Here is a 14,320-nt window from a genome sequence, read left to right as displayed (position 1 = left end):
ACAATGAATTCAACCGCTCATCCGACCGAAGCGGCCGGATTGGAAGTCGACAAAAGCCTGGTGAATCTCTTGCTCGCTGTTCATCACGAACGGGCCGTGGCCGACGATCGGTTCGTCGATCGGCTCGCCGCTGAGCAGCAACACCACGGCGTCGCTATTGGCTTCAAGGCTGAGCTGATCGCCATCACGCTCGAACAACGCCAACTGCCCTTCACGCACCAGTTCCAGGCCGTTGACCTGCACCGTGCCACGCAAGACGACCAGTGCCGTGTTACGACCTTCATGCAGATCCAGGGTCAGCAACTTGCCGCCGTTGAGGCGCAGATCCCACACATCAATCGGGGTAAACGTGCGTGCCGGGCCGGTGTGGCCGTCAAACTCACCGGCGATCAATCGCAGGCTGCCGGCCTTGTCCTTGAGCGCGATGTTCGGGATATCGCCATCGACAATCGTCTGGTAACCGGCGTCGGCCATTTTGTCCTTGGCCGGAAGATTGACCCACAGCTGCACCATTTCCAGGGTGCCACCGCTTTTGGCGAAGCCTTGCGAGTGAAACTCTTCATGCACGATCCCCGAGGCAGCGGTCATCCACTGCACGTCACCCGGGCCGATCTTGCCGCCACTGCCGGTGGAGTCACGGTGTTCCAGTTCGCCCTTGTAAACGATGGTCACTGTTTCGAAACCGCGGTGCGGATGCTGACCCACGCCACGACGCTCGGTGGTCGGCGTGAACTCGGCAGGACCGGCGTGATCGAGCAGCAGAAACGGGCTGATGTGTTTGCCCAGGTTGTCGTAGGAAAACAGCGTGCGAACCGGAAAGCCGTCGCCGACCCAATGGGTCCGTGGACTGGTGTAAATGCCGATGATGTCTTTCATGCTTGCCTCCGAATCAGGTATTTGACGCGATGGACAAAGCTTAAAACCGAACCCTTTGGTGCGCTAGACTGCAAAAAACAGTCATAGCGTTCTATTTGGAGAACGATGATGGAAGACCTGAACACCCTCTACTACTTCACCCAAGTGGTGGAGCACAGTGGTTTTGCCGCCGCCGGGCGAGCGCTGGACATGCCCAAATCGAAGCTGAGCCGGCGCATCGCCGAGCTCGAAGAGCGTCTTGGCGTGCGCCTGCTGCACCGCACCAGCCGGCATTGTTCACTGACGGAAATCGGCCAGGCTTATTACCAGCGCTGCCTGGCCATGCGGGTGGAAGCGGAAAGCGCCGCCGAACTGATCGAACGCAACCGCTCCGAGCCCCAGGGGTTGGTCCGGATCAGTTGCCCGACGGCGCTGCTGAACTCTTGGGTCGGGCCGATGCTGACCCGTTACCTGCTCAAGTACCCGTTGGTGGAGATGTTCATTGAAAGCACCAACCGCCGGGTCGACCTGATTCACGAAGGTTTCGACATCGCCCTGCGGGTGCGTTTTCCGCCACTGGAAAACACCGACATGGTGATGAAGGTACTGGGCAACAGCACCCAGTGCCTGGTGGGCAGCCCGGCGTTTGTGCCACGGCTGTCATCACCGGCCTCCCCGGCCGACCTCAGCGGTTTGCCGAGCGTGCACTGGGGCGCGGCGCAGCGAGAGTATCAGTGGGAGTTGTTCGGCGCGGACGGTGCCAGCGCGGTGATTCGACACGCGCCGCGCATGGTCACCGATGACCTGTTGGCGTTGCGGCAGGCGGTGCTCGCCGGAATCGGCATCGCCCACCTGCCCAGCGTCGTGGTGCGCGATGACATCAGTGCCGGACGTCTGGTGGAACTGGTGCCAGGCTGGGCGCCGAAATGCGGGATCGTCCATGCGATCTTCCCCTCGCGCCGTGGGTTGCTGCCGTCAGTGCGAGCGTTGATCGACTTTTTGGGTGAAGAGTTCAGCCATGCTGACATTGCTTGAGGTTCGGGGTAAGGCTTTGAACCGAGTCGCGGCCTTCGCGGGCAAGCCTCGCTCCTACAGGTGCGGGTGTACGCGGTAATTTCACACGACATAAATCCGTAGGAGCGAGGCTTGCCCGCGAAGGCGCCAGACCAAACACCACACATCCTTCTGCCGACCCATGATTCATGACTTGCGGTAAACAGTGCTTTGCCGCCCCAGCGGTTTTTCCCAGGGATGCAGACGCGGATACTCCTGCCCATTCCCACTGCCCCTCTGGAGTCATCAATGTCTGTTCCCGCATTCGGTCTCGGTACTTTTCGCTTGCAAGGCCAGGTGGTCATCGATTCGGTGAGCACTGGCCTGAAGCTGGGCTACCGGGTGATCGATACCGCGCAAATCTATGAGAATGAAGCCGAGGTCGGCGAGGCCATTGCCGCCAGCGGTATTGCCCGCAAAGACCTGTTCATCACCAGCAAAATCTGGGTCGCCAACCTCGCCACGGATCGCCTGATCGACAGCCTCAAAGAGAGCCTGCGCAAACTGCAGACAGACTACCTGGACCTGACCCTGATCCACTGGCCGTCTCCGGAAGATCAGGTCCCGGTCGCGGACTTCATGGGCGTCCTGCTCGACGCCAAGCGACTGGGCCTGACCTGGCAGATCGGCGTGTCCAACTTCACCATTGACCTGATGAAACAGGCGATGGCCGTCGTCGGCGCCGAGAACATCGCCACCCACCAGATCGAACTGCATCCGTACCTGCAAAACCGCAAAGTTGTCGAGTTCGCGCAGCGCCACGGCATCCCGATCACCTCCTACATGACACTGGCTTACGGCGAAGTGCTGAAAGACCCGGTGATCCGGCAAATCGCCAATCGCCTGCAGGCGACGCCAGCACAAGTCACCCTGGCCTGGGCCATGCAACTGGGTTACGCCGTGATCCCTTCGTCGACCAAACGCGCCAACCTCGCCAGCAACCTGAACGCCTGCGCGTTGACGTTGAGCGACGCCGACATGGCGTTAATCGCAGGCCTTGATCGCGGTCAGCGGTTGACCAGCCCCAAAGGTATCGCCCCGAACTGGGACTGAATGTCAGCCCTGTTCAAGGCTTTGGTCCAGGCGCGTCATGGCGTGTTGCAACTGATCGACGGCTTCGTCGATCAACGCCGCGCGGCCCTCGCGGCAAGCACGTTCCAGTTGCTCGCAACACTCAATCAGATTGAGCGCCCGAACCATGCGCGCACCGCCCTTGATGCGGTGCGCCAGGTCTTGCAGGTCACGACGATTGGCACCGGCGTGTGCGACGAGCAGTTGCTGGCGATCCTCCCGGTTCGTCACGGCCAGGTCGCGCAACAACTCATTGATCAGCGTTCGGTCCGTGCCCACGTATTGCTCCAGACCGCTCAAATCGATCTCGGCGTTTGAGGGCACTGCAGCGCTTCCTGACGATTCACTCACAAACTTCGACGCCAACCAGCCACTCAGGTCCGCCAGCCGGATCGGTTTGAACAGGCAATCGTCCATCCCCGCCTCCAGGCAGCGGACCTTTTCCTCGGGCTGTGCATTGGCGGTAAACCCCAGGATCAATGTCGGCGGCGATCCATCGAAGTGCTCGGCATCGCGGATCGCACCCGCCAGTTCATAACCACTGACCACCGGCATGTTGCAGTCAGTGATGACCAAATCGCACACCTGATCACGCCACAGCGCCAAACCGCGCGCGCCATCCTCAGCCTCCAGCACACGATGCCCCAAATAACTCAACTGGCGTGAGAGCAACAATCGATTGGCCGGGTAATCGTCGACCACCAGAATCGTCAGCGACCGAGTGGGGCGTTGCTTTGCGCTGTCCATGCACACGGTGAAGGGCAACGGTTGCAACGCCACCAGATCAAGGCTGATGTGTACCTGGGTGCCCTGCCCCAAAACGCTGTCGAGCTGCAACCGGCCGCCCATCATTTCGCAGAGCGAGCGGCTGATCACCAGCCCCAGGCCGGAACCATTGCGGGCAGACTGCCGGCCGGCGTCGGCCTGCACGAACGGGCTGAACAGTCGCTGCTGATCGACCACACTGATACCGACGCCGCTGTCGGCAATGCACACGCTGACGACCAGATGCCCCGATAAATCGGGGGCTACTCGCAGTGACAGGCTCACCTCACCGTCACGGGTGAACTTGATCGCATTGCTCAACAGATTGGACAACACCTGCTTGAAGCGCGTGGGATCGATCAACACGTCGCAGTCGCTGAGTTCGTCCAGTTCGACCCGCCATTGCAGATGCTTCTCCCGAGCCAGACCTTCGAAAACCCGACTCACCGACTCGACCAACGCCCGCAAATTGGCGCGCTCGGGTGTCAGCGATAAATGCCCGGCTTCGATTCGCGCGATGTCCAGGATGTCGCCGATCAACGCCAGCAACTGCTGCCCGGCATTGGAGGCCACCTCGATGGCGGAACGGTCGGTGACGCCCTCCTCAGCGCGCTTGAGTGCCAATTCGAGCATGCCCAGCAGGGCGTTCATCGGCGTCCGGATCTCATGGCTCATGATCGCCAGAAACGCAGTCTTCGCGCGGTTGGCCTCGTCGGCGGCGTCCTTGGCGTCCTGCAATTGCCTGAGCCACTGCTGACGCTGGTGAATCTGCCGACGCTGCCAGGCGATCCAGCTCAACGCCAGCATCAGCAACGCAGCCGCAGCGGCGAATCCCTGGAGAATCCCCTGGCGATGCCGCAGCCAATAGCTGTCATCCACCACCACATCATTGCTCCAGCGAGCCACCAACTCATCCATCTCCTGGGGCGATATGCTCAGCAATGCCTTGTTCAGAATCGAGTGCAATTCCAGCGCTCCGGGGGCGGTGGCCAGGGTGATTCGCGCCGGTTCATCGCCCACGGTACTGGTGATTCGCAGGCGGTCGCGGTAATGCCGGGCGATCTGGTAATGCGTCATGAATAATGAGCTGAGCGCGGCGTCGGCCTGCCCCTTCATCACCCATTCCAGGCCCTGACCGAGGCTGTCCACGTCCACGATCCGCACATTCGGCGCCCGCGTCTGAATGAACTCGCGCATCGGGTGGCTGTGATAGATCGCCAAACGCTTACCGGCCAGATCGTCCAGGGTCTTCGGGCTGCCGGGGGTGTTGGCGCTCACCAGTACAAACGGATTGCTCAGGTAGGCGCGGGTGAAACGCATTTGCGCTTCGCCTTCGAGACTGGGGATGATCGCCGGCACGACATCGACCTCACCGACCTTGAGTCGCTGAATTTGCTGGTCCAGGGCGTTGCCCCGTAGCACCTCGAAGTTCAAACCGCTGCGCTGGCTGATCAGGGTCAGCAACTGTGCCGTCAGTCCGCTGAACCGGCCTTGGGCATCATAGAAACTCAGCGGCGCAAAGTTCTCGACGGCCCCGACGATCACACGCGGATGCCGATCCAGCCAGCGCTGTTCACTGGCGCTCAGACTCACTCGCTGCTGGCCTGCCATCGTCGCCCGGCCGGCACTCCAACGCTGCTCGATGGCCAGGCGCTGGTCCATGGGGATCGCCGCCAATGCTGTGTCGACCATGCGCTTGAGGCGCGTACTACCCGAGGCCAGGGCAAAGCCGAACGGGTTGGCGTCCAGGCCGGACGGCCCCACCAGATGAACGTTGTTGAGGTAATTATTGTTGATCAGGTAGTTGGCGCTGATCAGGTCCCCGAGGTACACGTCATCCTGCCCGAACGCCACGGCTCCGAGCGCTTCCAGCGTTGACGCGTAGCGCTGCAGGATGGCGTCGGGATAAAAGGCTTCGACGGTCGCCGCCGGCAGATAATCATCGACCATGGCAATGCGTTTACCCGCCAGATCGACGGGCATCTGCTCGTCCTGTCGAGTGACCAGCATCGGCTGATCTTCAGCATAAGCACTGGATCGACTCAGCTCGGGATCAGCCGCCTCGAAGTTGTTGGACGTGCCGAGCAGGTCGATCTCATTGCGCTTGAGCGCCGCCATGACCGCATCGCGCGTGCGGTAGCGCAGCACCTCGATCCTGACGTGCAGTAACTCTGCCACCAGCGCGGCATAGTCTGCGGTGATGCCTTCCAGCTCATCGCGGTTGCGTGTGATCTCGAACGGCGGATAGTCCGGCCCCGATACGCCGAGGCGCAAGACTTGCTTGTCCCGCAGCCATTGCCAGTCTTTTTCCTCCAGTTGCACCTGATAGCCCGCCACCGAGGAACGTCCCAGCAAGTGCAGTTGTAACTGCAACGGTTCGTCAGCGATCGCCACCGAGGGCCCCAGTATCCAAAACAGCCATAGAGCCCACAAACAATCACGCATGGTCAGGCTCGCTCAAATCAGATGATTGCGCTTGGCAAAATCGCGCAAGTGCACGGATGAATCCACGTTGAGCTTTTCTATCAATCGGGTCTTATAGGTACTGACGGTCTTGTGACTCAGGTGCATGACCTCGGCAATAGCCTTGTTATTGATACCCCGGGCCAAGTGCTGAAAAATCGTCAGCTCTCGGTCGGAGAGCGTGTCGATCATCTGCTTTTCGCTGCGTTGCAGGTTGTTCAGCGACACCGACGCCGAGGGCAACTGGGCGAAATAGCTATAACCGGCCATGACCGCATGCACGGCTTTGTGCAAATGCTCCAGATCGTTGGTCTTGGAAACGAATGCCGAGGCGCCGGCGCGCATGCACCGATCCTGATAAAACATCGGTTCCTGAGACGTGAACACCAGGACTCGGCACGCCACGCCACTGGCCTGAATCCGTGCCAGCACATCGAGCCCGTCGAGTGAGGGCATAACCAGGTCCAGCACCACCAGGTTCGGTTTTTGTTCACGAATCATCGGCAACACCTCGTTGCCGCTGGAAGCCTCGTGGATGCGTTTAAACCCCTCCTGTATAAGCAATATTTTGACAGCCGCGCGAACCACCGGATGATCGTCCGCTATCAACGCTGACTTCATGGCAACTCCCTGTGCAAAGGCACAACAATCGGGCAATGAAAGCCCATGGGCCAGGCCCGGTTTAGACGCAGCGGCTGCGCTGAGACTCTCGCATGGAAATCCGCCTGCAACTACCTGACAGAAGTGACAGTGCCGACGAACGGTAGCTGAGGATAGATCAACGTCATCCGCCGCTGGATGGACGCCAGATCAGGCAGCAGCGCATGGCTTATTTGAACCGTCTGTTGAACACAGGCGGGGATTGGCGACAACGTCGCCGACTGGCCGTTGTAGATCAACGCGTGGCGAACCTGGCGGTTATCGCGCAAGTAACCCGGCAGGTCCAACGCCCCTGCCGCCATCACGGCATTGATGACCACCAGATCGAACGGCTCGCTGCCGTATTCGATCAGGGTCAATAACTCTTCCAGACTGTGCACCGGCGCTATCCGGTAGTAGCCCAGTTGATTGAACAGGCGCTCAATCTTCATGCGGTAAAAATGCTGCTCGTCGGCGATCAGGATACGTAAGGTTTTGTTCGACAACGTGCCCCCCAGAAGGGTGTCAGATTCGTGAGGGCGCAAGGCTACGGAAGACCCGCGGGGCTTTATGTAGGACTTTTCCTAAATACCCTGACGCATCCTCCACCGACCGGACGAATTCATACGTCTTCTGTAGGAGCGAGCTTGCTCGCGAAGAGGCCGGCACACTCATCTGACCGCCGCACAAATGAACTCTCTGCTGCTCAAACCGGTCAGCTGATTAGGCCCTCGCCTCAAGGCGCTAACGTTTATGCAGACTTCCCTCGACGGCGGCACGAGCCTCTATCCGGAGTGTTGCGGTAATGGCTGATCATCATCCCGAACGACAAAGCGCCATCGACGCCCACGGCATCATCGGCGACATGCGCAGTGCGGCACTGGTCAATGACAAGGGCAGCGTGGATTTTTTCTGCTGGCCGGATTTCGACAGTCCATCGATTTTTTGCTCGTTGCTGGACACCCCCGAGGCCGGCATTTTCCAACTCGCTCCCGACTTGCCGGACGCCCGTCGCGAACAGATTTACCTGCCGGACACCAACGTCCTGCAAACCCGCTGGCTCAGTGACCGCGCGGTGGTCGAAGTCACGGACCTGCTGCCCATCGGCGACAGCGACGACGACTTGCCGATGCTGATGCGCCAAGTGCGGGTGGTCAGCGGAAAAGCGACGTTTCATCTGCGTTGTGCCGTGCGTCATGACTACGCTCGCGCCAAAACCCGCGCGCGGATGGATAAAAAAGACGTGGTTTTCGAGGCTGCTGATCAGCCTTCCATGCGCCTGTCTTCAGATCAGGTTTTACGGATCGACGGCCATGCAGTGGTCACCGAATTCACCCTCGAACAGGACCAGAGCGCCCAATTCCTGCTCGGAGGGCTCGACGAGCCGCGCTTTCAGGAAGGCGCCGCCGCGCTGTGCCTGGAACGCACGCTGAAGTTCTGGCGCGACTGGATCGGCCAGTCCAACTATCGCGGCCGCTGGCGCGAAATGGTCAACCGCTCGGCGCTCGCGATGAAGCTGCTGACTTCGCGCAAACACGGCGCGATCCTCGCCGCCGCGACCTTCGGCCTGCCGGAAACACCCGGCGGCGAGCGCAACTGGGACTATCGTTACACTTGGATCCGTGACGCCTCATTTACCGTCTACGCCTTCATGCGCCTGGGTTTCGTCCAGGAAGCCAACGACTACATGCGCTGGTTGCGCGGCCGGGTCAGCGATTGCCACGGCCACTCCATGAAACTCAACATCCTCTATGCCATCGACGGCCGCCAGAAACTGCCGGAAAACGAACTCTCACACCTGTCCGGTCATGGCGGCGCAACACCGGTGCGGATCGGCAATCAGGCTTACGATCAGGTCCAGCTCGACATCTTCGGCGAACTGATGGACGCGGTGTACCTGGTCAACAAGTACGGCGAAGCCATCTCCCATGAAGGCTGGAAACACACTGCTGAGGTGGTCGATCAGGTCTGCGAAACCTGGCAGCAAGAGGACGTAGGCATTTGGGAAATGCGCGGTGAGCAACATCACTTCCTGCATTCGCGACTGATGTGCTGGGTCGCCGTGGACCGGGCCATTCGCCTCGCGTCCAAACGCTCGCTGCCCGCCCCGTTCGCCCGCTGGGACCAGACCCGTCAGGCGATCTACGCCGACATCTGGGAGAACTTCTGGAGTGAAGAACGTGGGCATTTCGTTCAGTACAAGGGCGGCAATACCCTCGACGGTTCGATGCTGCTGATGCCGCTGGTGCGCTTTGTCAGCGCCAAGGACCCGCGCTGGCTCGCAACCCTCGAAGCCATCGAAAAAAACCTGGTGCGTGCCGGCATGGTTTACCGCTACCGCAACGACGATGTCCAGATCGATGGCCTCGAAGGCACCGAAGGGGCGTTTGCCGCGTGCTCATTCTGGTATGTCGAATGTCTGGCTCGGGCAGGCCGAGTGGAAAAGGCCCACCTGGAATTTGAACAGTTGCTGAAGTACGCCAACCCGCTGGGGTTGTACGCCGAAGAGTTCGACAGCCATGCGCGACATCTGGGCAATACCCCACAAGCGCTGACGCACCTGGCACTGATCAGCGCGGCGTGTTTTCTGGATCGAAGATTGAGTGGCGAGAAGAATTACTGGCAGCCTTGAGACCGCAGGTTTGTGTGATCAAAAGTCCCTGATTACCCCATGACTGGATCTGTTTGAGTGCTGACCGAAAACCGTTCGCGGTAGGCTTGTGGTGTCACGCCCATTGCGCGCAGAAAACTGCGCCGAAGGGTCTCTTCGCTGCCAAACCCGCATTGCACGGCAACGCGCTTGATCGGCACGCCCGTGTCGCTAAGCAACCGTCGGGCCGTCTCGACCCGAATCAGCTCAATGGCCCGGGCCGGCGTTTGCCCGGTGTCGGCGCGATAGTGACGAACGAAGCTGCGCTCGCTCATGCCCGCCTGTAATGCCAGGGTCGGAATGCCTAAATCCATGGTGAGATTTTCGCTGATCCAGGCGTGAAGTTCGTCAAAACGGTTGCCTTCGTTCTGCAAGGACAAGGTCACGCTGAATTGCGACTGCCCACCCGGACGCTTGAGAAATACCACCAGTTGTCGGGCAACGTCCAACGCCAGGGTGCGACCGAGATCTTCCTCGACCATCGCCAATGCCAGGTCTATGCCGGCCGTAACCCCGGCAGAGGTCCAGACCGGACCGTCATTGATAAAAATCGGATTGGGTTCGACCCGCAATCGCGGGTGCTTCTGCGCCAACTGCTCGCAACGGGTCCAGTGAGTGACCACCCGACGGCCATCGAGCCAGCCGCTGGCCGCCAGCAAAAACGCCCCGGTGCACACCGATGACACTCGCCTGCATCCCGTCGCGTGCTCACGCACCCAGGCCACCAGCGGGGCGTCATCCGCCGCTGCGTAAACGCCCCAGCCGCCGGCAATGATCAAGGTATCGCTTGCCTGGTCGGGCAACGGCTCGGCCAACAACGCCAACCCCGCCGAGGACATGACCGCCCCGCCACCGCAGGCAATCACCGACGGCGCATAGGGTGGTGGCAATCCTTGCTGGCGAGCAATGTCGTTAGCTGAAGCGAACACTTGCAACGGCCCGGTGACGTCGAGCAGTTGCGCGTTGGCAAAGGCGAGCACGCGGATGGTTTTAGGCATGTTGGCGTAATTCGTGGGGTGATTGGCGTATGCGCCAGATCCTACGAGCCTACAGTCAAGCCGTCCACCCACTTCATGAGAAAAGATGCCATGACGTTGCAGATCGGTTTTCTGTTGTTTCCACAGGTTCAGCAACTGGACCTGACTGGCCCCTACGACGTGCTGGCCTCGCTGCCGGACGTGAAGGTGCATTTGATCTGGAAGGATTTGGTGCCCGTCACTTCAAGCACGGGACTGATGCTGAAACCGACCATGACCTTCGACAATTGCCCGGCGCTGGATGTGATCTGCATTCCCGGAGGGAGTGGTGTCGGGCCGTTGATGGAGGATGACGAGACGCTGGCGTTCATCAAGGCTCAAGCCGCCAACGCACGTTATGTCACGTCGGTGTGTACCGGCGCCTTGGTGCTCGGCGCGGCAGGTTTACTCAAGGGTAAACGCGCCACCACTCACTGGGCGTATCACGCCTTGCTTAAGCCACTGGGGGCGATTGCGGTCAAGGATCGAGTGGTACGTGACGGCAATCTGTTGACCGGGGGCGGGATCACCGCCGGGATCGATTTTGCCCTGACGCTGGCCGCAGAACTGTTCGATCAGGACACGGCGCAACTCGTGCAATTGCAGCTGGAATACGCCCCGGCGCCACCGTTTGCTTCGGGCTGCCCGGAAACCGCGCCAGCGTCGGTGCTGGAAGAAGCCAATCGGCGTTCAGCGCAGTCGTTGCAGCAGCGGACGCTGATTACTGAACGGGTAGCAGCAACACTCGAGCGGTAGAAGATCAATGTGGGAGCGAGCCTGCTCGCGAAGGGGACAACACGGTGTATCAGTGAATACGTGTCATCGTTCTTCGCGAGCAGGCTCGCTCCCACAAGATCAGTGATCGATTTTTCAGCAGGCGAAAAAAAACCCGCCAGAGGCGGGTTTTTCCCAAGACCATGTCGACTCCCTGTCGGTAGCGAATCCTTGCTGATGGTCGATCGTCCGTGATCCTGAAGCGCTTCCTGTGCTTCAGTTGATGTGGCTAGATTACGCATCGGATCCAATCCGCAATAGGCGACATCGTTACCACGGCGTGTAAGACATTCGCCATAGCAGCCCTTCCGAAAACCCTTAGACGTGCACGGGCGAGGAAGGGCCATGCAGCCGTCACTCTCTCTGAAACTCGCGTGCCTTGGCCGTTTCCACAAGAAACTGTTCGATATTGCTCATCTGCTCATCCCAACCGCGGCTGTCCATGCGGAATGCCTTGAGTCGGCGCGCTTGGGGAATATGGTCGAAACCGGACTCGGTAACCTTCAGCAAGGTGCCGTTATCCATGTCTTCGAGCTCGAACAACACCAGGGTGGTGGATTCCTGTGAATAGTCAACATCGGGCTCAATCGCGTACGGGTGCCAGCGAAATGAAAATACCCGCTCAGGCTCGACCCGCTCCACCCGTACATTCCACAGCAAGTGCTCATAACCGGGGTACGTAATTTGCCCTTGAGTCCATTCTCCGGCGACAAAACGCTTGCCCTCCAGTGCTACGCCAAACCACTGCCCAAACGCTTCGGCATTGGCCAGCACCCGCCAGACCTGCGAACGCGGCGCTTTGAGCAGGATTTTCCTTTCGATGCGATCTGATGCTGGGTTCATATGTCACCTCCTGTAATGAACAGTAGGCCTGTAAGACTGCAGGACCCACCCTAAAGTTGTATCAATTGGGTGTCGCGATCAACCCCGTCTAAAATATTCGGCTGTATTTGCGAGTATAAGTTCTGGTTTGAAGGCGTGGGGCCGCTGTTCTTGGCTAACCTGCACGTCAACTTTTCCTGTCACAGCGAGAATCCCATGCCCCCACGCTTTCTTCTGGCGCTGACGCTTTTGCTGTTCACCGCCTGGGCCCATGCCGTGGAATGCGACAGCGCCACCGATCAGAGCTCGATGAATCAATGCGCAGCGCAGCAGAGCAAGGCGGCCGATAAGGAGTTGAATGCGCACTACCAGCAGATCACCGCGCGCTTGAAGGATAGCCCCGACAGCAAGAAGCTGATGGTCAGCGCGCAGCGAGCGTGGGTGGCGTTTCGGGATGCCGAGTGCACGTTCTCGGCGTCAGGGGTAGAGGGCGGGAGTGTCTATCCACTGATTTACAGTAATTGCATCACTGAATTGACCAAGGCGCGGGTGGAGACTTTCAAAAATTACTTGAAGTGTCAGGAAGGGGATTTGAGTTGTCCGGTGCCGGGGGTTTGATGCTTCGGTGTCTATGAGGGCCTCTTCGCGGGCAAGCCTCGCTCCTACAGGTTCGGGTCGTTTCCCTGTAGGAGCGAGGCTTGCCCGCGAAGGCGTTCTTTCAGGCGCCGAAATTACCGAACAAACACCTGCGCCGTAGTAATCGCCATATCCCCACCCGGCATTTTGATGCTGCCGATCTGTTTCAGGCTGTCGGCATCAAAGACCGCCACATCGTTAAACGTCCCGGCCAGGTAGATCTTGCTACCGTCCTTGTTAAACGAAATGCAGTAGTAGGAATGATCCAGCGTCGCCGCCTGCAGCATCTTCTTCTCTTTAATGTCGTACTTGGCCAGGCGATTGAGCACGCCGTACATCAAGTTCGGATCCTTGGGTGAACGCATGCCGCTGAAGTAGATTTCCGTCAGCGGGCCGAAGTCAGTGGTTTCGGTCTTGCCGGTTTTCAGGTCGATGCTGAACAGCCCATAGAGATACTCGGCGGTCAACGGGTCCTGCTTCTTGTCCTTGAATTTGGCCGCGGTGTAGAGCAGCGAGAAATCATGCCGATAGGTCTGCTGGTTCCACACGTAGAGCACGTCCGGCGCGCTGTAGTTCGGGCGTTTCCAGTGACGGCTGGGGATCAGCACGTCGAACTTGCCGGTTTTCACATTGACCTTGTAGACATCCGCCCCCGCCACATACAGCGTGCCGTCGTCACCGCTCTGCATGATGGTCAGTTGCCGGGGTGCCGGAAAACTGCGCACGGGCTTGGCATTCATGCCGGCGTCGGTGGCGTACACATCGAGCCGCGGTTGCTGCACTTCGTAGCGGTCATTGAGCAGCAACGTCGGGTTGGCGATGGCGAACAGTTCCTTGGCGTCATGACTGAGGGTGAAGGCGAACATCGACCGCGCTTTCTCCCCCGGTTTCTGCGTGATGCTGGCGTGGAACACCTGCTTGCAGCTGTCCAGCTCGACGCCGTAGATATCCGCGTAGTGATTGTTGAGCACGTAAGCGGTTTTACGATCCGGCGATAACTGGACGGTGCCGGGACCAAAAGCGTCCGGCATCTTGCAGGTCTTGAACACGGTGTCGGTGGCAAGGTCGATGACGTTCAGGTTGTTCGGGTAATTGGTGGTCAACATGTACTCGTGACCGTCTTGCAGTGCTGTATTTTCATCGGCCAGTACAGTGAGCGAAAACGTGCTCAGGACGGCGAATGCGGCCAGGCCGCAGGCTTTGATGCTAGGCATGCTGGAATCCTTTTATCTGTTCCACTTTTTTCTACGGGCTACTTGTCTTTTGGAAAGACAGTGCCGAGGTTGCGCCAGCTTTCGTTGGACGCCTGGGCATCCTTGTTCCAGTCCGGGTAGGTGCTCATCATGTCGGGCACCTGGGCTGGCCACCAGCAAGGGTCGGAGCACCCGTAAAGGTCCGCCTCCATCGGCTGGCAGAGCGACGACACACCGCCAAACGCATCGATCTCCCAACCCGGGTCAGTGGTTGAGGCGCAGCCCGCGACGGAGCTCATCGCCACCACTTCTTCAATACGGTTTTCGGCCGCGGCTTCATCGAGTTTCAACGCTTTGTTATTGATTGCCTTGAGATGTTTCAT

General features: G+C 59.5%; 13 protein-coding genes. 5 read left to right on the top strand and 8 right to left on the bottom strand.

The window, feature by feature from the left end; translation table 11 throughout:
• Positions 1 to 9: 9 nt before the first annotated feature.
• On the bottom strand, positions 10 to 876 hold the full coding sequence (locus ACM6IR_RS15545; RefSeq protein WP_414908549.1) for a pirin family protein: 867 nt from the start codon (positions 874 to 876) through the stop codon (positions 10 to 12).
• Between the two features lie 105 nt (positions 877 to 981).
• Here ACM6IR_RS15545 and ACM6IR_RS15540 point away from each other — a divergent pair, with 105 nt between their 5' ends.
• On the top strand, positions 982 to 1,890 hold the full coding sequence (locus ACM6IR_RS15540) for a LysR substrate-binding domain-containing protein (RefSeq protein WP_414908548.1): 909 nt from the start codon (positions 982 to 984) through the stop codon (positions 1,888 to 1,890).
• A 267-nt stretch (positions 1,891 to 2,157) separates the two neighbouring features.
• A complete protein-coding gene (gene dkgB / locus ACM6IR_RS15535) occupies positions 2,158 to 2,961 on the top strand; it encodes a 2,5-didehydrogluconate reductase DkgB (RefSeq protein WP_414908547.1) in 804 nt (267 codons plus the stop codon).
• Positions 2,962 to 2,964: 3 nt separating this feature from the next.
• Here dkgB and ACM6IR_RS15530 read toward each other — a convergent pair whose 3' ends face one another.
• From ACM6IR_RS15530 to ACM6IR_RS15520, 3 genes are all read right to left on the bottom strand, one after another.
• A complete protein-coding gene (locus tag ACM6IR_RS15530; protein ID WP_414908546.1) occupies positions 2,965 to 6,189 on the bottom strand; it encodes a transporter substrate-binding domain-containing protein in 3,225 nt (1,074 codons plus the stop codon).
• Between the two features lie 12 nt (positions 6,190 to 6,201).
• Entirely contained in the window at positions 6,202 to 6,828 is a 627-nt protein-coding gene (locus ACM6IR_RS15525; protein ID WP_414908545.1) for a response regulator, read from the bottom strand.
• 110 nt (positions 6,829 to 6,938) lie between these two features.
• Complete coding sequence (locus tag ACM6IR_RS15520; RefSeq protein WP_414908544.1) at positions 6,939 to 7,352, bottom strand: response regulator; 414 nt, start codon at positions 7,350 to 7,352, stop codon at positions 6,939 to 6,941.
• Between the two features lie 299 nt (positions 7,353 to 7,651).
• On the opposite strand from ACM6IR_RS15520, the gene ACM6IR_RS15515 reads away from it, so the two are divergent.
• Entirely contained in the window at positions 7,652 to 9,478 is a 1,827-nt protein-coding gene (locus ACM6IR_RS15515; protein WP_414908543.1) for a glycoside hydrolase family 15 protein, read from the top strand.
• A gap of 32 nt (positions 9,479 to 9,510) precedes the next feature.
• Here the strand turns inward: ACM6IR_RS15515 and ACM6IR_RS15510 are convergent, their stop codons facing one another.
• Complete coding sequence (locus ACM6IR_RS15510) at positions 9,511 to 10,494, bottom strand: GlxA family transcriptional regulator (protein ID WP_414908542.1); 984 nt, start codon at positions 10,492 to 10,494, stop codon at positions 9,511 to 9,513.
• Between the two features lie 90 nt (positions 10,495 to 10,584).
• Between ACM6IR_RS15510 and inhA the strand changes: the two genes are divergently transcribed.
• The gene (gene inhA / locus ACM6IR_RS15505) at positions 10,585 to 11,268 is read left to right on the top strand and encodes an isonitrile hydratase (RefSeq protein ID WP_414908541.1); all 684 of its coding nucleotides are present in this window, start codon (positions 10,585 to 10,587) and stop codon (positions 11,266 to 11,268) included.
• Between the two features lie 372 nt (positions 11,269 to 11,640).
• On the opposite strand, the gene ACM6IR_RS15500 is transcribed toward inhA, so the two are convergent.
• Positions 11,641 to 12,129 carry an SRPBCC family protein gene (locus ACM6IR_RS15500; RefSeq protein WP_414908540.1) on the bottom strand — a complete coding sequence of 163 codons (489 nt, stop codon included), beginning with the start codon at positions 12,127 to 12,129 and terminating at the stop codon, positions 11,641 to 11,643.
• A gap of 195 nt (positions 12,130 to 12,324) precedes the next feature.
• Here ACM6IR_RS15500 and ACM6IR_RS15495 point away from each other — a divergent pair, with 195 nt between their 5' ends.
• Complete coding sequence (locus tag ACM6IR_RS15495; RefSeq protein WP_414908539.1) at positions 12,325 to 12,726, top strand: lysozyme inhibitor LprI family protein; 402 nt, start codon at positions 12,325 to 12,327, stop codon at positions 12,724 to 12,726.
• Between the two features lie 113 nt (positions 12,727 to 12,839).
• Here the strand turns inward: ACM6IR_RS15495 and peaD are convergent, their stop codons facing one another.
• Both peaD and qhpC read right to left on the bottom strand, forming a co-directional pair.
• Complete coding sequence (gene peaD / locus ACM6IR_RS15490) at positions 12,840 to 13,958, bottom strand: quinohemoprotein amine dehydrogenase subunit beta (protein ID WP_414908538.1); 1,119 nt, start codon at positions 13,956 to 13,958, stop codon at positions 12,840 to 12,842.
• A gap of 38 nt (positions 13,959 to 13,996) precedes the next feature.
• Positions 13,997 to 14,320 (bottom strand): quinohemoprotein amine dehydrogenase subunit gamma, encoded by a 324-nt coding sequence (gene qhpC, locus ACM6IR_RS15485; RefSeq protein WP_081352493.1) that lies wholly within the window; start codon positions 14,318 to 14,320, stop codon positions 13,997 to 13,999.

The sequence above is a fragment of the Pseudomonas sp. IT-P253 genome, from assembly GCF_949768125.1.
Classification (GTDB): Bacteria; Pseudomonadota; Gammaproteobacteria; order Pseudomonadales; family Pseudomonadaceae; genus Aquipseudomonas.
The sequence above is the reverse complement of the archived record's forward strand: the minus strand, read 5'-3'. Positions and strand labels throughout refer to the sequence as shown.